Origin of the sequence: Alteribacillus bidgolensis (genome assembly GCF_002886255.1) — a bacterium.
GTDB classification, from domain to species: domain Bacteria; phylum Bacillota; class Bacilli; order Bacillales; family Marinococcaceae; genus Alteribacillus; species Alteribacillus bidgolensis.
Genome location: NZ_KZ614149.1, coordinates 3,879,724 through 3,897,249, shown reverse-complemented (window position 1 = coordinate 3,897,249; position 17,526 = coordinate 3,879,724). Strand labels below are relative to the sequence as shown.

Below are 17,526 nucleotides of genomic sequence, written 5' to 3'. Positions count from 1 at the left end.
AACGACTTATACTATGAAGACTAAATTATCATTTACTAATCCCTTAAAACATTACGTCATTAAAAAATTGATAAAAGAATCAATACTCTGTGAAGTCCTTCGTTTTTAAGTTGGAGTAAAGTGAACGGAAACGCCCTGGAGGATTACGCATTTTAGAAGTAAATACACGAGTAAAATAATGAACCTCAGAGAAACCGCTTTCTTCAGCAATTTCACTAATGGATAAGCTTGTTGATTTAAGCAGCGTTGCCGCCCTCTCTATCCTTTCATTTTGTACAAAATCAGAGTAACTCATCCCTATCTCAGATACAAATAGACGAGACAAATGCCTCCTAGATACATGGAAATGGTCGGCTATATCGGTCATTTTTAATGAATCCGATAGATTATCACGAATATAAATGATGACCTGTTTAAGAAATTGGGAAGAAGGTGCAGGCAAATGTACCGATTCCTCCTTCTTAGAAATAGGCACAAAAGAATGAATAATAGAAAAAATGAGGCTCCCTGCTAAGTTTGTTAGTGCCTCTTTTAACAAATCATGTTTCGGCTCTGACGCTTGGATGAGTAAAGATTTCCATAGAAGTACAGGAACCGTGTCCTCATTTACTTCAAAGATTATTTTTGGACAATGCTTGGCGTTCTCTATGATCGTGATCCATTCATCACTTGATTCTGATTCAACCAATTGAAATGCGACATATACAAGAAATAATCCTTGCTCACTTTTAATTTGATGCGAAACACCTGGTCTAGAAAGAAATATTGTATTTCTTTTAAGCGGGTATACGTCGTCCCCATCGATATAAGTCCCTTCCCCTTCTACGACATAACACACTTCAAAAAAAGAATGTTTATGATGAAGCGTATTATAATGATTAGGCATAGCCCCCCAATAGGGTATGTTAAAAACTGCCCCGTTCTGCTCTAAACGATGAACATATTCATTCAAAAAGATTTTTCCCGATACAAAATTGTTTAGTGTCAAAAAACCACTCCCTATCAACCGGTATCATATAAAATGACAAAAGCTTTATCCTTAACTAAACATAATGGTGAGGAAGGAGACTTTATCTAATAGTCATTGAAATGAAAATCCCCAACCTCTCATGTGAGTTATATCTAATTTTTTTATTGGAAATTTTCATCTTAAAAAAACCTTTCACTTTCTTGTGCAGCATTTATTCTAGAACATTCTTTATTATCAATACCTACCTTCACCCTTGTATCTAAAAATTTTTGCTTTCGAATGTTAATTTCTCTGATAATACCTGTTCAGATAATTGCTATCCAAGAGAAGCACCATTATCATATATAGGGCCAAAAGTGGGTAAACCTTCAATATAAGAGTACCTGCCAGTTATGTTATGACGATCTTGATTAACTATCAGAATATCAAATAAATTCATAAATACAAACTCTCTTTATAAGTATGGATACAGCGAAAAAGACTCAAACAAAGTAAAAAGCTTGGTCATATGCTCCTGTTTCTTCCAAGGTTCATTTTGTGCCTCTTCATACCTCTTACCAAATTCTGAACCAAATAGAGAAGCTTCACTTTCTCTATACTCAGCTTTAAATTCGTAACGAAAATGTTCGGAGTGTATATATTAATCGAAAATTGAGCCACATGACAACTTAGAACTGAGCCTCTGTTGACTGTTCTTTCAATGATTCCGTTTGTTGCTGTTGCGGTGCTACATTTTGATGCGTGGCTGGCTATGTAGTATGATCATCCATAGAAAAATTGATTTTACGTAGAATTATTTCCGCTGTGTCGATACATCGAGTTCTTCTATAACCGAAAGAGAATGCACAGTTTTATTGGCTACATGATCCCTGTACAGTATGCGAAACAGTTTACTCGTTATCTGCTTAAATTTGAGTGCCTAGGGTAGGCCAAACAAGTCTTTTTTGTTCTAAATTTTGTTATTTAGGTGTCTGCTTTCTTGACATAGGGACCGAAAAAATCTCTTATTCTACAAAAAGATTAAAGCAAAGACTATTGCCAAGACTATAACTAATAAAGGGTGTAATTTAAAAGTAAATATCGCTATAGTCGCTGCAATAAAAATACAAATAGTTAATTTATCTGTAATTCCATTCTTACCTAACTCCCATGTTACCTGTAACAAAAGAACAACTACAACTACTTTTAATACATGAATGATTCCTTCTATTTTAGGAATATTTTTATACTTCATATAAAGGTTTGTCAAAAGAACAACAAGTATTGCAGTAGGAACAACCATCCCGGTTATTGCTACTGTCATTCCTGTGATGCCCCCGACCTTGTAGCCAACAATTGCCGCCAATTTTGTTGTGATAGGACCTGGCAACGAGTTACCTAAAGCAAGTGCTTCGAAAAATTCTTCATGTGTCATCCAGTTGTTTTTATCACACACTTCTTTTTCAATAAACGGGATCGAGGCAGGCCCTCCCCCAAAACCTAATAAACCAGGCTTAACAAAGGAAATAAATAATTTCCAATAGAAGCTTAATTGTTCAAACATTTTATCATACCTGCTGCTTTTTTATCGTAACAATGGTATCGTTCCATGATTGTCCTCCGCCAACTGGATCTGTCTTACTAGGAATTAGAGGATTCGGATTATATCCTATTTCATCCCACCACTTATTATCATTTATATCATTATCATCATACTTTGGATTAACTCCTTCTTGTGCTCCTTTGTCTATATCCTGGCCTGATGCTATCGGTCCGTACTTAAAATGTCCCATACTTGCTGAAATGGCAACAACCTTCGGATGAATTCCCTCGGTAAGGTGCACTTTTATGTTCATCTTTGCTATATTACTAGATACTTCTACTATGTCTCCATCTTTTATATGGAAGGAAGCAGCGGTGGCTGGATTTATCCACATTGGGTTATCATGAACAATCTCTGCCAGCCATTTTTGATTCATTGTCCTTGATTGTGTATGTACGTTCCATTTAAATGTAGTTAAGATGAATTCATTTTCTTTCAATTCTCTATTTTTAATTGGAACATACGTTGGCAACGGATCTGCCTCCATTTCATGATTTTGATTGAACCTCTCTAAATCAGGTAAATATATTTGGAACTTTCTTGTTTCTGTCGCAAATCCTCGATAAGCTTTGCCATTTAACAGAATTCCGATAGAAACCCCATCTCTTGTTTTGATAATCCCTGTATCCTTTTCTATCAAAGCATCCTTCCATTTACTTTTAGGTAAAACTTGTAAAAAAGGTTCATAGTTTGGTTGCTTACTACTATCCCAATAGAATCCGTTCTCCTTTAGAGATTGTACGCCGCCAGGTACACTTTTAGCCCATTCATGAATGTATTCCTCCGCTGAACAATATTGAAAGTATGCATCCATTCCATCCCCTATTCCATGAGCAATTTCTTTTAAAATATCTCTGATATCCCGGGATTGGCCTCTCGGTTGGACAACAGGTTGACGAAGACCCACATAAGGAATGAGCTCATAGGAATTTCTAGCATCAAGATCCCACTTTTCAAGAAACGTGGCATCTGGAAGGATAATATCCGCTAAATGGGCGGACTCACTATAAAACGCATCAATTGCCACATGAAACGGAATTTTTTCTTCATCTAAATATATTTCCTTAACAGTTGTCGAACCTTCAGGCCAACTCATCGGAGCATTTACATAGTATGTCATTAATGCTCCAACTTGGACCTTGCTTTCGGCTATATATGGGTAAATGGTCGATGAAACCGCACGTGGATATATCTTATTTACAAAAGGGTACGCTGATGGATGTGAAAGTTCAGTTTTGACACTTGGTTTAGGTGGAGAAGGTTTGGGCTGAGGAACAACACTATCATCAAGCTTTCCAGCAATATAACACCAGCCACCCTTTTTCCCAACGTTACCGACAATTGCATTTAATAAAATAATTGCTCTTTCGTTATGAAATCCATTACTATGTGCTTGAGAGCCCCTGTTTGAAACAGTTGTACAACGCGGAGAAGCCTTTGCAAATTCAATTGCAATACGACGAATTGTTGAGACCGGCACCCCGCTTTCCTTTGCAGCCTGTTCTGGAGTAAATTGTTCTAAATATTTCTTCAACTCTTTCGAAGAATAATTCGTCCATGTATCCAAGAATACTTTGTCATAAAGTCCTTCCTCCATGATTACATGACCCATTGCTAGTGCAACTAAACCATCCGTTCCGGGGAAAATCGGTACCCACTCATCCGATCGTGCTGCTGTATTCGATAAACGCACATCAAAGGTTACTAGTTTTGCTCCATTTTCAATTCGGCCTTCAACTACACGTTGTAAAAAAGGGACGTGACCTTGGTGAGCCTCATATAGATTACTGCCAAAATTTAAAATATACCTCGTATGTGCGACATCATTCGTATCCCAATCGGTATCACCAATTGTTGCTTTAATAGCCATTCGTTTATTTAGGGAACAAAGTCCACGATGACCAACTTTGTTCGGTGTTCCAAATGCATCTGTAAATCGATCTAATATACCATTTGTACAATCACGTCCATATTGCAGTACTAATTGTTCTGGCTTCCCTTTTGCACGAAGCGGCTTTAGATGGCTAACAACCTCCTCAATCGCTTCCTCCCAGCTAATTCGTTTCCATTTTCCTTCCCCACGCTTTCCAACACGCTTTAAAGGATGAAGGATACGCGATGGGTCATAAAGCATGTTTCTAGCAGCATGGCCTTTCGCACATATATGACCACGAGAATTGGGGTCATTTGGATTTCCCTCTAACTTTATTACTTTCCCATTCTCGACATGGGCAAGTAATCCACAAATCGTACTGCAATTAATACACATCGTGGGAATTCGTTTCTTTTTTTGTTCCATGTCTCTCCTTCCTTTCCTTGCCGTTGTTAATTCCATTGAGTAACGATTCTGTTAATTTATCCAACTGAAGATAAAACACATTCGGCTCTGTTGCTGCTTCTTCTTGTAATCTAAGTACATCATTGTCCTTAATCATAGAAGCGATTTTTGATGAGGGATTATTAATGTCACCAAACACGAAAGCATCTGTTGGACATGTACTGACACAAGCCGGCTCTTCTCCTTCTATTAAACGTTCCTTACAAAAATCACACTTACTTGCTATATTTGTTTGTGGATGAAGGAAAATAGCCTCATAAGGACAAGCTGGTACACAATCTGCTGCTCCCACACACGATTCCTGATTAATTGTAATAATACCCATTTCATCACGTTGAATGGAATTGGTTGGGCATGCTGAAATGCATGGAGCATCTGTACATTGATTACACATCATTGGGATAAAATGACGCTTTACGGTCGGGTAGTGTCCAGTTTCGATCGACTCTACTCTAGTTCGAAAGGAGCCAAGTGGTACATCATGCTCCGATTTACAAGCGACGGTGCAAGCATGACACCCTGCACAGCGCCGCAAATCAATAAGTATTCCATATTGCTTATGCATACGCTTCCTCCTCCGAATGAGAGAAAACTTGGACTGCTTCGTTTTCTATAATTGCATAAATACTTTGCCCTTCGTCTAAATCTGACAGAATATTCATCTGGTCTCTTGCAATTTCAGTCATTAACGGTATGGTTCCTTCTATGTCCACTCTAAATCTATTTCCATAGGATAGTATTCGAGTAACTTTACTAGGTATTACATTAACAAATTTTCCAACAGGCTTTTCTTTAGTTATCCGTATGTCCCAAGGGTGTATTAATATTGAAACTTCCTTCCCTTTTTTATCTACATTCTGCGTTTGTATTATTGCATTCCCATTAGACAACCTATACTGGCCAATTCCATTTGTTTGACCAAGATATGTAGCGTCAAAATAATTCGTCCCGCTAAAATCAGCAACAAATTCAGAACGAGGTTGAATAATTAATTCTTGTGGAGTCCCTTCCTGGATAACTCTACCGCCATCCATTACCATAATTCGATGTCCTAAGCTAATTGCATCCTCATAGTCGTGTGTGACAACAATTGCTGGTATTTTTAATTCAGCCAATGTTTTTTTCAATTCACGACGAACGCGGTCCCTGGTTGTCACATCAAGTGCACTTAAAGGCTCATCAAGTAGTAATAACTTTGGTTTTAGAACAAGTGCTCTTGCCAAAGCCACCCGTTGTTGCTGTCCTCCAGACAATTCGGCTGGTATATTATCAGCATAAGCAAGAATATTTAATTGTTCTAATTGCTCTATAACTCGACGTTCAATTTCAGGTTTTAATAGTTTACGAGCAGCTAAGCCATAAGCAACATTTTCAAATATTGTCATATGTGGAAATAAGGCATAATTTTGAAAAAGAAAGCCTATTTCTCTATATTCCGGGGAAACATTAATTTTCTTCTCTTTGTTAAAGAAGACCTGTCCCTCGACTTCAATCACCCCTTCATCAGGAGTAAGTAAACCTGATAAAGCTCTCAGTGTCGTACTCTTTCCACAACCACTATGCCCAACAATAACTAAAGTTTCATTCTCCATTGTAAAATCAACATTTAATTCAAAGTTTCCGAGGCTCTTTTTGATTTGACAGCTAACCATTTCTTATTCCCCTTTCTTTTTCGAAGATATACTTTGAAATTTGGATAATATTCAATTAATTTAACACTCAGTAGCAGACAAAATGCTACACCTATAAGTAAAGCAGAAATAGCAACTGCAATCTTCATATCTGATTCCATTGCTGCAAAAATTGCCAAAGGCATTGTTTGAGTTACTCCAGGTAAATTCCCTGCAAACATAATAGTTGCGCCAAATTCTCCTAGAGCACGTCCCCAGCTTAATGCCGCCCCTGTCAACAGTCCGGGTAGTGATAATGGAAGAATTACTTTAAAAAACGTTCGTAAACGTGAACTGCCAAGTGTTCTTGATACTGATTCTATATTTTGATCGACACTAGAAAAAGCAGTCCTTGCTGCCATAATATAAAAAGGAGCAGAAATAAAGGCTTGAGCCATAATAACAGCATTCATTGTAAAACCGATTTGAATTCCAAATGAATTTAGCCATGGGCCAAGAAGCCCAACACGACCAAAGACCATTAATAATCCAACTCCAGCAACTGCAGGGGGGATAACAATCGGAAGTTGAATCAGCACGTCTATGACCTGTTTTCCTTTAAAATCGTTTTTTGCTAGAAAATATGCTAAAGGAGTTCCAAAAAGTAAAATTAATACCAATGATATAGAAGTTGAATATACACTAAGCTTTAATGATTCAATTGCTAAAGGGGTATGCAAATAACTTATCATTTCACCAAGAGACATATCGAAAAAAACAATAATTAAAGGAAAAAAGAGAAAGCTAAATGTAATCGCTACAATTAAAGAGAATATAGAAATTTCCATCATGCGATAAATTTTCAACATTAGCACACACTTCCTATCTACTTGACTGTAGTAAACTTATGATCCGCTAGAATGTCTTGACCTTCTTCTGACATAATAAAATCAATCCATTGTTGTGCTAACTCAGGTTGATTGGTATCAGTAGTAATTGCAATTGTGTTATTAGATTTTACATTCAGTTCATCAGGAATATCTATTGTAGTTACTTGATCTTGAATACTTGGAATGACATCAGTTACATAAGTAATTCCAATATCTCCTTCTCCTAATGCAATCTTTCCTGAAACTTGTCTTGTATTTGTTTCTAGAGAAGATGTATTTGCTAAAACTTGCTCCTTATATTGAGAGCCGTAGCGATCATTTGCTTTATCTAAAAATTGTCTCGCGTAAATACCTATAGGTACATCTTCAACTCCTAAAACCAAACGGTAGCTTTTCTCCCCTAATTCTTCTAACCTTTCAATCCCTGCAGGATTTTCTTCTGGGAGAAGAACCGTAAGAAAATTATGTGAAAAAATAACATCATCACTAACAAGACCTCGATCTTGTAGAGCCTCCATATGGGATAAATTAGCCGAAGCAAATATATCCGCTTGTGCTCCTTGTTCAATTTGAGTTCTCACAACTTGACTCCCCGCAAAACTAATCTTGACATTACTGTCTGTCTTCTCTTCAAATACGTCACTTAATTCTTTAAAAACATCTTGAAGTTGAGCAGCAGCAAAAATAGTAAGCTCTGAGTTTTCTTTTGAAGTTCCATCAGCTTTATTGCTACAGGATGCAGATGTAACCATGACTAAAAGCAAAGATACAAATAAAACAGAATTCTTCATAATGTTCTCCTTTCTTAATTTGAAATAGTGGATTTAATAAATAACTAATTGTTATATCGAGAATAACATTAAATAATCTAAATCACAATATAATCATGATTATTTATAAATAAATTTTTTTATTAAAAAATTCATTTCCTACTATGTAAGTTTATAACGTTAGATTATTATATAATTTTGATTATTTAATACTTGAAATTTATAACACATCTATTTATAATAAAAATATAAATAATACCTACGGGATTGGATAGGGAACTGGTGTCCCTCTAGGTCTTCAAAACCTCCAGGGAGGCTCGTGCAGTCTCCGGTGGGTTCGATTCCCACGCAATCCCGCCACTTTATCTCTTTATCTCTTCCATCATCTCTCCAAACTCCATTTAAAAAAATGTATATATCTACTAATTCCCACGTTTTTAGCGCATAACCCATATGCATTAATTGGAGCGATATGTTAAAAACTATGTGGTTAGTTCATAAATATTTTCTTATGAACAAGTTGAAAGCTTTTGGGTTCTTTATGAACATCTCTCCTGCTACTTGTATCTATTTCGTTATACAAACTTTGTCGTTTTAGTTTCCTAACAATGCTTTCTTCAGTGACTTCGTAATGCATCGAAAGGTTAAATCAACCGTCCTGTATTGTCGTTACTAGAAAGCTTTTAAATGGGGGTTAGAGCAGGGAATATTGGAAGTGTTAAGTTCTAAATTAATTCACCGAAAAACCCAGGTGTCCCAGCGTTCAAAATAAGATACATATTAAAATCCCCATCTAACTAAAAGACGGGGATTATTGGACTTGTTATGAAATTTTGTCAATATAATATTTATTAGATAACTTTTCTACTTCATTAAACGTAAGAGTACGGGGATCCGAAGAAGAAATCTTATTATTAAAATCTCTTAATTGGTACACCTCATAAATTCGCGTTTTTATAGATTCCGAGAGAAAGAGAGTTCCACATATGGTTACCTTCTGCACTCCAAAACTTTCCCCATATTCAAAACTATTAAGTTTAAACCTTGCTTTACTCATTCACTGTCCCCCCGATCCGAATACCAAGTTCAACACGTGATTTATAAATTCATTTCAAGATTAGATAAAAGATTTCTATTGCCATATGACTTTGTTATTTAATACTCTTTAGGCGAACTCCTTAAGAAAAAAGTTCTTTACTCCTCATAATTTTCAATGGGTAAACACTTGTTTTTGTTTATTTTTGTTGTCAAAATATACTACTTTAAAATATTAGTTCCTCTTTTCTAATCAAAGATAGTCTCTCTGTTTTTTCTTTGACCTTGTAAGGCTCCACTTCTCTTCTTGCAACTCCTGTTGCTATAGCCTCCTGGGCAACTGCAGCTGCTACATTCGGTGCAACTCGGGGGTCAAAAGGACCTGGAATTACATATTCCTCTGATAATTCCTCTTCTGGTATAAGCGAAGCAATAGTATAAGCTGCTGCAAGTTTCATTTCTTCATTGATCTCGGTAGCATGAACATCAAGAGCTCCACGGAATATACCCGGGAACGCCAATACATTATTCACTTGATTGGGAAAGTCCGATCGTCCTGTGCCTACTATTCGTGCACCAGCTTCTTTAGCCTCATCAGGCATTATTTCAGGATCTGGGTTTGCCATAGCAAAAATGATTGCATTCTCATTCATGCTTCTCACCATCTCCTTACTTAATGTCCCTGCTGCTGAAACTCCTATAAAGACATCAGCTTCTTTTAAAACATCTTTCAATGTTCCTTGAACCTTTTCAGGGTTAGTAATTTTCGACGCCTTCTCTTTGGACTCACTCATTCCAAAAGGTCTACCCTCATAAATAATTCCTTTAGAATCACATAAAAAGAGATTCTCTATTCCTATTTTATTTAGCAACTTTATATTAGCAATCCCAGCTGCTCCTGCACCATTTACCACTACCTTTATATCGGTTATCGGTTTATTGACTAATTTTAATGCATTTAATAAACCAGCTACCGTAACAATTGCGGTTCCATGCTGATCGTCATGGAAAATGGGGATATTTGTCTCCTGTTTAAGCCGCTCTTCTATAATAAAACAGTTAGGAGCTGAAATATCTTCGAGATTAATCCCCCCAAAGTTTGGTTCAAGCAATTTCACAGTTTCCACTATTTTGTTTATGCTCGTTGTATTTAAAGAAAGTGGAAACGCGTCCACTCCAGCAAAACTTTTAAATAAGACTGCTTTCCCCTCCATAACAGGTATCGATGCTTCAGCTCCAATATTGCCTAAACCAAGGACTGCTGTCCCGTCGGATATCACAGCAACCATATTTCCTTTCATGGTATATTCAAAAACAGCACTCTTATCTTTTTGTATTTCCTTACATGGTTCTGCCACTCCCGGAGAATAAGCCAAGCTTAAATCTTTAGGATTTCTAACTTTTATTTTCGGTGTGATTTCAAGTTTGCCATGGTTTTCACGATGAGCTTGTAATGCTTCATCTATAAAATTATTCAACTATACTGCCCCCCTTAAATCTTAGAGTTTTTAACTTAACGTCTTTTTTAGCTATGGGAAGTTACTCGTTTCAGATAAATTCAATTCTTTCACCTCTACGGTTGATTTCTTGTTTCCATATATCTACAAAATCTTTTTCAATATATTTCTCTTTTGCTAACCAATAGATATAAACTAAAGTTTCCGTTCATGTATCTTTAATTGGTAATAGCTTCTTGTATTTGTTGTTTTTGTTTGGAAAAAGTCCCTTTTAATAAGGGACTTTTCCATAACGTACGCACATCGCATCGATTGTCATCAAGGGGCTTACACAATTTGACTTGCTCGAGCACTCTTCATTGCATCAATGATTTCATCTTTATTTAAGGACAATTCCATTAATCCTATTTGATCCTGGTAAACATCTTCCGGAATTAATTCCTTAATCTCATCTTCGAGAATATGATAGACTGGAAGACCTAAGGCTACACCAGCTAGCGGTCCCGCATATGTTGGATCTCCGGCCGTAACCGTCTCAGCAAAAATTTCGGCACTATCCTCATCTGGGGATCCTAAAATGACATAAACATTTTCACTACCATACTTTTCTGTTGCTTTCTTTACCTCTTCTTGGACCACCTGGTCCATTGCACCGGCAGCTGTTCAAACAAAGCACTGCGTATCTTTATAAATAATTTCAGCCCCTGCTGCGTTCATACACTCTTCAATCGCTGGAGCAGGCACTCCATCCCTTTCTCCAAGGACAAATACTTTTTTATTAGCTAAATCCATCTTTCTTCACCCTTTCAAATTATTGAGATACTTCAAGGCTTTCATCGATTAAATTTTTTATATCTTCCTTAGTCAGCTCACCACCAGAGATTCGATTAACCTCTTTCCCATCTTTAAATAATAGAAAAGTAGGTAATCCCATTACACGGTGATTAATACAAACTTTTCTGTTTTCTGCGCTATTGAGCTTAACCATCTTCACTTGGTCTCCATACTCCTCAGCCAAATCTTCAACATCCGGCATTAACTTAAGACACGGTTGACAACTGGGGCCCCAGAAGTCTACTATTACTGGATTTTCAGCTTGAAGAACCTCTTCTTCAAAATTTCTTTTATTTACATCCTGCATGATTATTCAGCTCCTTTGTTTTTTTCTATTATAAAAGACATTCCATCAGAAAGCGTTGTCATTTTCCCTAAGAAAAGGCTCCCTTTTCCCACAAACATGGCATTATTTATTTCTCCTTTATTCATCATATCTCTTGCATGACCAATAAACGGTATAGCTGAAGCAATGTGTCCTTGAGTTGGGGAAAATCCTATCATTCCACGTTCCTCTTCAAAAGAATTCATTTCCGTTTTATCCATTTCTTTTCGTAGTACGGCCATACCAGCAATTGTACGATAATTTCCCCTTGGAACATTTCCATTTCCATTAGGTTCCGTCACATCAGGGTTATGAAGCTCAACAGCATATTTATCAATATCAGTAATTTTCTTACCTATTTTTTCAAGAGGATTAACCACCAATGTTTGATAAATAGCTTGGGCTGAAGATCCAGCAGAGATATCGTGCTTTCCAAAAGCATCCATTCGAATTTGGGGGTTTTCTCCATCATCTTGTCCAATTAATATTGCTATAGCTCCCATTTGATCTTCCGTGATCGGCATTTGTTTTGAAAGATTTCCAGCAAATTTCATCCCAAGTTTAGCTAAGCAACCACCACCTACTACTAATACTTCCTTATGAGTACCAGCTTGCACAAGGCTTGCTGCAATACTAATCGCATGGGCTGGAGCGCAACAAAATGATTTGATATCTGAGCCAGAGGCATTGGTACATCCTGCATGCTCGGCAATTGACTTGGCCATATTTCCGCCGCCTCGCTGATAACGATCTCCCACAGCTTCCTCATCACAACCAATTACATAATCAATTTGTTCAGGTGAAATATCAAAATTCGTTAGAGCATGGCGCATCGCTACAATACCCGATGCTTTATTACTTAGATTCTCTAATAAAATATGAGCGGAAAGAAACTTGTCTTCATCATGTCCCGCTTCCATTACACCGATAAGCTGATCTTTCTTGATATGCAATGGTAAAGCGTTATCGTTTGCAAGCTTCTCTTCAATTTCGTGCAGTGAAACGCCTGTACCTAATGACTCGATGTCTTCCTTAGATATCAAGGGATGGTTTTCTAGTGCACCCTTCACATTTTCTTGTAAAAAATTTTCTTCTAGGGAGATCAAATTATAGGAATCAGCTATTTTCAGCCATCCATAAAATTCATCCTCCGGGAGTATTTCTCCCCAGGGACTGAATCGTTCAGCACCTTGAAGCTGAGTATTCGTCCATGGCCTTTCATAGTCTTTTAGTAATTCAGGTCTCAGATTCCCGATAAATACTTGGTTTGGCGGGTAAGCTACCGCCTCTTGAAAACTACGTAACCCACCTAATATTTGATCCAAGACTTCAGGGTTTTTCTCAATTTCTCTTACTGGTTTTGATCCATGACGAACCAGGCTTGGCGTATGAGTAATAACAAAGGAAGATCCTTTAATAACGGGCGCTGTCATATTACACCTCCATATTCATTTCTTTTAATTCTTCTTCTAAACTTTCTACGTATTGCTGGGCTGATAGTGCTGCATTACTGCCATCTCCAGTTGCTGTGATAATTTGACGAAGCATTTTTTCATTCACGTCACCTGCGGAGAAAATTCCTTTTACCCTGGTTTTCATGTCTTCATCAACTTCAATGTATCCATTTTCATTGGTTATTCCTACATTTTTTACACACTCGCTGAGAGGATCCATTCCAATGTAAATAAACACTCCTGCACAAGGAAAATCACTAATATCACCAGTTAATTTATCTTTTATACGAACTCCTGAGACCATTCCGTCACCTAATATTTCCTCTACAGTATGATTCCAAATAAAATTTATTTTTTCATTCTCAAAAGCTCGCTTTTGGATAATTTTTTGCGCCCGAAGTTCATCTCGACGGTGAATAATGGTAACCTTTGTCGCAAATCTAGTTAAAAATATTGCTTCCTCAACAGCCGAGTCTCCCCCGCCCACAACAACTAATTCTTGATCAGTAAAAAATGCCCCATCACATACGGCACAATACGAAACTCCAAAACCTGAAAGCTCCTCTTCGCCTGGAACACCCAGAGAACGGTGTTTAGCTCCTGTACCAATAATTACTGATTTTGTTTTATATTCCATATCATCTACAATCACTGTTTTAAAGGGATAGTCATCTCTTATTTCTTGTATATTTCCTTGCATATATTCGGCCCCGAATTTGGTAGAATGTTCATACATTTTATTCGATAAGTCGGGGCCTAAAATTGCTTCAAATCCAGGATAGTTCTCTATATCTTCTGTTTTTGTCATCTGCCCTCCAGGAAGGCCTTTTTCTACCATTAATGTTTCCATTTTTGCCCTCGATGTATAGACAGCTGCTGTCATACCAGCCGGACCTGCTCCAGCAATAATCACGTCATAAACCTTATTACTACTCATAGGCTCCCCCTTATTCTACAGAAATTTGTCTTGCATTTTTCATTGCATCAATGATTTCATCTTTATTTAAGGACAATTCCATTAATCCTATTTGATCCTGGTAAACATCTTCCGGAATTAATTCCTTAATCTCATCTTCGAGAATATGATAGACTGGAAGACCTAAGGCTACACCAGCTAGCGGTCCCGCATATGTTGGATCTCCGGCCGTAACCGTCTCAGCAAAAATTTCGGCACTGTCCTCATCTGGGGACCCTAAAATGACATAAACATTTTCACTACCATACTTTTCTGTTGCTTTCTTTACCTCTTCTTGGACCACCTGGTCCATTGCACCGGCAGCTGTTCAAACAAAGCACTGAGTATCTTTATAAATAATTTCAGCCCCTGCTGCTTTCATACACTCTTCAATCGCCGGAGCAGGCACTCCATCTCTTTCTCCAAGAACAAACACTTTTTTATCTTTTATCATTTACAATCCTCCTTTAATAGAATTAAAATACTGAATTTGAACTTAAACCTTTACTTCCACGATGGTTGCTTCTTGAATATCATTTGCTAACGCGTCCACTGCAACCTCAACTCGATGTTTTCTCAGTTTCCACTGTTCCTCAACAGATGTGGTAGGATCCCCTAGCGGATGAGGAATTGAAATAGTTGGTACTATACGGTTGGATCCTACCGTTTTAGCAATAGAGACTAAATTAGCCATTTGAACGACTGGAATACCTGTTCTTTCAATTTCCTTCGTTATCGTTGCCCCGCAACGAGTACACGTTCCTCAGGTGGATGTTAAAATCACTGCAGAAATTTCCGCTTCATGAAGGTCTTGAGCAATCTCTTTTCCCATTCGAGTCGCTTCTGCCTGCGTTGTCCCTGTACCGACAGTTGAATACAAGTAACGATGAAGTTTGCCAATTTTTTGTTCCTGCTCTAATGACCGTAAGACATCAACTGGTACGATAATATTTGGGTCTGTATTTGCTGCCGTAGGGTCAAACCCTCCGTGAACGGTTTCCCATTGGCCTGATTCTAACGTCTCAACAAAGTCAATGTCGTATTTTCCCCATTTTGTTGCTGAGGCCGATTGTATTTTGTCCGGATTCCCTAACGGTACGATTCCACCAGAGGTAATAAGTGCAATCGTCGCTTCCGTTACATCTTCAACAGGGGGAGCAATTGGAACCTTTTGTATGACAGGCATAGGCATTTCTGTTTCAAACTCCTCCCCATTGAGCTTTTTAAGCAGCATGTCAACAGCTCGATCAGCCGCGGGGATAGGCGGTTCTTTAAATGATTCCAAACGAATACCACATGGAACATACCCTTCCTCTTCTGCTGATTGTAAGCCCTCTCCCAGTAAAAGCTTCTTTGCAAATTGAGCCATTTTAGGAACATCTTGTCTCATCGATACTGCACTGTTTCCACCAGGGAAAATATAGACATCTTTATGAAACATATCCACCCCTGGGTTCTCAACATACATACTGCTAATGACAGGAACATCAAATCTATCTCTTACCGCTTTACATATTTCACCACATGCCACTCCATAACGTCCTGCCATGAAAGCTGGACCGGCAAAGAAGATATCAAACTGTTTATCTTCTAAAAAATCTAAAATTCTTTCAATAGCTTCTTCTGTCCTTGAGCCCATAAAATTGTCACCGCAAATCACCGTATGTGTGACTTCAGCTTCGGACCCTAATAAATTATTCAGCAATAAAGCAGGGCCAACTGTTCCTTCTTGAATCGTTGGTTCAAAGTCTGCTTGGTCTTCCCCACCTATTTGCCCAAAAAATTGGTTAATATAATGGATCGCTTTTTTCAAGTTTTCTCCCCCTTCCCTCTTAATACTCAACAACTGTTTTAAAATGGTTCCCTGTAGCCGAGTCCGCACAGAACATACCGTTGTTTTCTATCTCAATGGAGCCATCTTCTTTTATCGATTCAGCCCATCCACCCGAATTACCATCTCTAGCCACGGCTTCAAGCTCTCCAATAACCTTTTCCATCGGCCCTAATTTAAGGTGTTCTGAAACGTTACCCGTTGATACAATAGCATTTGCTTTTTCAGATAAATCAACGAGCGGTTGGGATTTTCCATCGTTACCCGTACATTCATTTGTAATCCCTACGACTTTAATGCCAGCATTTTCTAAATTATTGTAAGTTAAAATGAAATCAATATCTGGGTTACCATATCCTTCTTCAGAGATGATCGCTCCTTGTGCGCCTAGTAAAGTAGCTAGGTTTTGAACTTGCAGAGCAGCACGCTCCTTCTCATCTAATTGAGTATTCAAGTTCGAGACAATGACACCTAAAAAATTGATTGTTTCTCCGTGTTCATTCATTAATTGTTTCAAAACAAGATTATTGACATGTTGATACGTAGATATTTTTGATGAAGCAGGCATAAAACTTCCTGAAACTACAGCTCCATCCAGCAATTCATTAGGTGACATGAATGTTGGTAACATACGACTAACATCCCAGCCATACACCATGGCATTGTAACCCGTGTCAAGCATTTGGGATTGTAGTTGAAGAACATATACAACTCCCGGAAGGTTTTGTATCTCCTCCGTTTGTTCATCAAGAGGATGGTGGTGATATACATCCATATCTTCAGGTTCTAAGTCTTTCACGCAACTCCCCAAATACTCAGCTAACCTCATAGCTCCCCAACGTAATGCTTCATTTTTTTTCTGCTGTTCATTTTTTTCGAAATCTTCATTTGTATCAGCTACCAAGCAAATATTTAATAATTCAGAAAACATAGTCTGTTTAGATCCTGGACCGCTCATATCAATGAGACCGTCTTGAAATCCCCCCCAATGTTTTCCCACTGCTAGTACACTGGTTCCTTTTAAGGCATGAGTTCTCCCACTTCCAACTTGCATAAGTTTGTTCGTTACTCCTGGAAACAACACTCCACCAGAAACTTTATACCTAGGTTCTACTGCTTCTTTAACGGGAGTGATTCTAGTTGAATCACCAGGTCTTGCAATGACAATATCAGCTGAAATGATTCTTTCATCTTCATAAACAACCTCTAAAGCTTCTTCTTTATTAATGGTTAATACACCATTATTAAAAGAAGTTTGACTGCCAAAAATAACGCTTTTCACTTGAAAATTTCCTACTTCTAATTTCATTCCTTACCTCCCTTATGAACTATAATTAATCATGATTATTTTTAAGTGATTGATTACATTATATTTATAAACCTTGAAATTGTAAATAGTTTTTTAGTGATAATGCTTTATAATTTTCAATAAATTTTGTTTTTTAATCATGATTATGTTATTATCGTTCTCAATA

At 37.5% G+C, this 17,526-nt stretch carries 16 protein-coding genes and 1 tRNA gene; 1 reads left to right on the top strand and 16 read right to left on the bottom strand.

Annotated elements, in window-relative coordinates:
* Window positions 1-79: 79 nt before the first annotated feature.
* The 7 genes from CEF16_RS19360 to modA all read right to left on the bottom strand — a co-directional run bounded on the left by CEF16_RS19360 (window position 80) and on the right by modA (window position 8,181).
* On the bottom strand, window positions 80-988 hold the full coding sequence (locus CEF16_RS19360) for an AraC family transcriptional regulator (RefSeq protein ID WP_091585448.1): 909 nt from the start codon (window positions 986-988) through the stop codon (window positions 80-82).
* Between the two features lie 991 nt (window positions 989-1,979).
* On the bottom strand, window positions 1,980-2,513 hold the full coding sequence (locus CEF16_RS19355; RefSeq protein WP_091585446.1) for a chromate transporter: 534 nt from the start codon (window positions 2,511-2,513) through the stop codon (window positions 1,980-1,982).
* A 4-nt stretch (window positions 2,514-2,517) separates the two neighbouring features.
* A complete protein-coding gene (locus tag CEF16_RS19350) occupies window positions 2,518-4,851 on the bottom strand; it encodes a molybdopterin-containing oxidoreductase family protein (RefSeq protein ID WP_170032171.1) in 2,334 nt (777 codons plus the stop codon).
* Entirely contained in the window at window positions 4,811-5,455 is a 645-nt protein-coding gene (locus CEF16_RS19345; protein ID WP_091585442.1) for a 4Fe-4S dicluster domain-containing protein, read from the bottom strand. Before CEF16_RS19345 ends, CEF16_RS19350 begins: the two co-directional genes overlap by 41 nt.
* Entirely contained in the window at window positions 5,448-6,542 is a 1,095-nt protein-coding gene (locus CEF16_RS19340) for an ABC transporter ATP-binding protein (protein ID WP_091585440.1), read from the bottom strand. Before CEF16_RS19340 ends, CEF16_RS19345 begins: the two co-directional genes overlap by 8 nt.
* Window positions 6,497-7,369: an ABC transporter permease gene (locus CEF16_RS19335; RefSeq protein ID WP_170032168.1), complete on the bottom strand. Its 873-nt coding sequence runs from the start codon at window positions 7,367-7,369 to the stop codon at window positions 6,497-6,499. Before CEF16_RS19335 ends, CEF16_RS19340 begins: the two co-directional genes overlap by 46 nt.
* A 17-nt stretch (window positions 7,370-7,386) precedes the next feature.
* Entirely contained in the window at window positions 7,387-8,181 is a 795-nt protein-coding gene (gene modA / locus CEF16_RS19330; RefSeq protein ID WP_091585438.1) for a molybdate ABC transporter substrate-binding protein, read from the bottom strand.
* A 242-nt stretch (window positions 8,182-8,423) separates the two neighbouring features.
* Between modA and CEF16_RS23925 the strand changes: the two genes are divergently transcribed.
* Window positions 8,424-8,520, top strand: a tRNA-Sec gene (locus tag CEF16_RS23925).
* A 463-nt stretch (window positions 8,521-8,983) separates the two neighbouring features.
* Here the strand turns inward: CEF16_RS23925 and CEF16_RS19325 are convergent.
* The 9 genes from CEF16_RS19325 to CEF16_RS19285 all read right to left on the bottom strand — a co-directional run bounded on the left by CEF16_RS19325 (window position 8,984) and on the right by CEF16_RS19285 (window position 17,360).
* Window positions 8,984-9,217, bottom strand: coding sequence for a hypothetical protein (locus CEF16_RS19325; RefSeq protein WP_091585436.1), 234 nt, complete (start codon window positions 9,215-9,217; stop codon window positions 8,984-8,986).
* 205 nt (window positions 9,218-9,422) lie between these two features.
* The gene (gene ystJ, locus CEF16_RS19320; protein ID WP_091585435.1) at window positions 9,423-10,673 is read right to left on the bottom strand and encodes an NADP-dependent malic enzyme; all 1,251 of its coding nucleotides are present in this window, start codon (window positions 10,671-10,673) and stop codon (window positions 9,423-9,425) included.
* A 306-nt stretch (window positions 10,674-10,979) separates the two neighbouring features.
* Window positions 10,980-11,444 (bottom strand): glycine/sarcosine/betaine reductase complex selenoprotein A, encoded by a 465-nt coding sequence (grdA, locus tag CEF16_RS19315; RefSeq protein ID WP_091585433.1) that lies wholly within the window; start codon window positions 11,442-11,444, stop codon window positions 10,980-10,982.
* Window positions 11,445-11,463: 19 nt separating this feature from the next.
* Window positions 11,464-11,793, bottom strand: a complete 330-nt coding sequence (locus tag CEF16_RS19310) for a thioredoxin family protein (RefSeq protein WP_091585431.1) — start codon at window positions 11,791-11,793, stop codon at window positions 11,464-11,466.
* Between the two features lie 2 nt (window positions 11,794-11,795).
* Complete coding sequence (gene grdC / locus CEF16_RS19305) at window positions 11,796-13,244, bottom strand: glycine/sarcosine/betaine reductase complex component C subunit beta (RefSeq protein WP_091585430.1); 1,449 nt, start codon at window positions 13,242-13,244, stop codon at window positions 11,796-11,798.
* A gap of 1 nt (window position 13,245) precedes the next feature.
* Window positions 13,246-14,202 (bottom strand): thioredoxin-disulfide reductase, encoded by a 957-nt coding sequence (trxB, locus tag CEF16_RS19300; protein WP_091585429.1) that lies wholly within the window; start codon window positions 14,200-14,202, stop codon window positions 13,246-13,248.
* A 10-nt stretch (window positions 14,203-14,212) separates the two neighbouring features.
* Window positions 14,213-14,674, bottom strand: coding sequence for a glycine/sarcosine/betaine reductase complex selenoprotein A (gene grdA, locus CEF16_RS19295; protein WP_091585428.1), 462 nt, complete (start codon window positions 14,672-14,674; stop codon window positions 14,213-14,215).
* A gap of 42 nt (window positions 14,675-14,716) precedes the next feature.
* Window positions 14,717-16,033, bottom strand: coding sequence for a glycine/betaine/sarcosine/D-proline family reductase selenoprotein B (locus CEF16_RS19290; protein ID WP_091585427.1), 1,317 nt, complete (start codon window positions 16,031-16,033; stop codon window positions 14,717-14,719).
* A 19-nt stretch (window positions 16,034-16,052) separates the two neighbouring features.
* Entirely contained in the window at window positions 16,053-17,360 is a 1,308-nt protein-coding gene (locus CEF16_RS19285; RefSeq protein ID WP_091585426.1) for a glycine/sarcosine/betaine reductase component B subunit, read from the bottom strand.
* Between the last annotated feature and the right edge of the window lie 166 nt (window positions 17,361-17,526).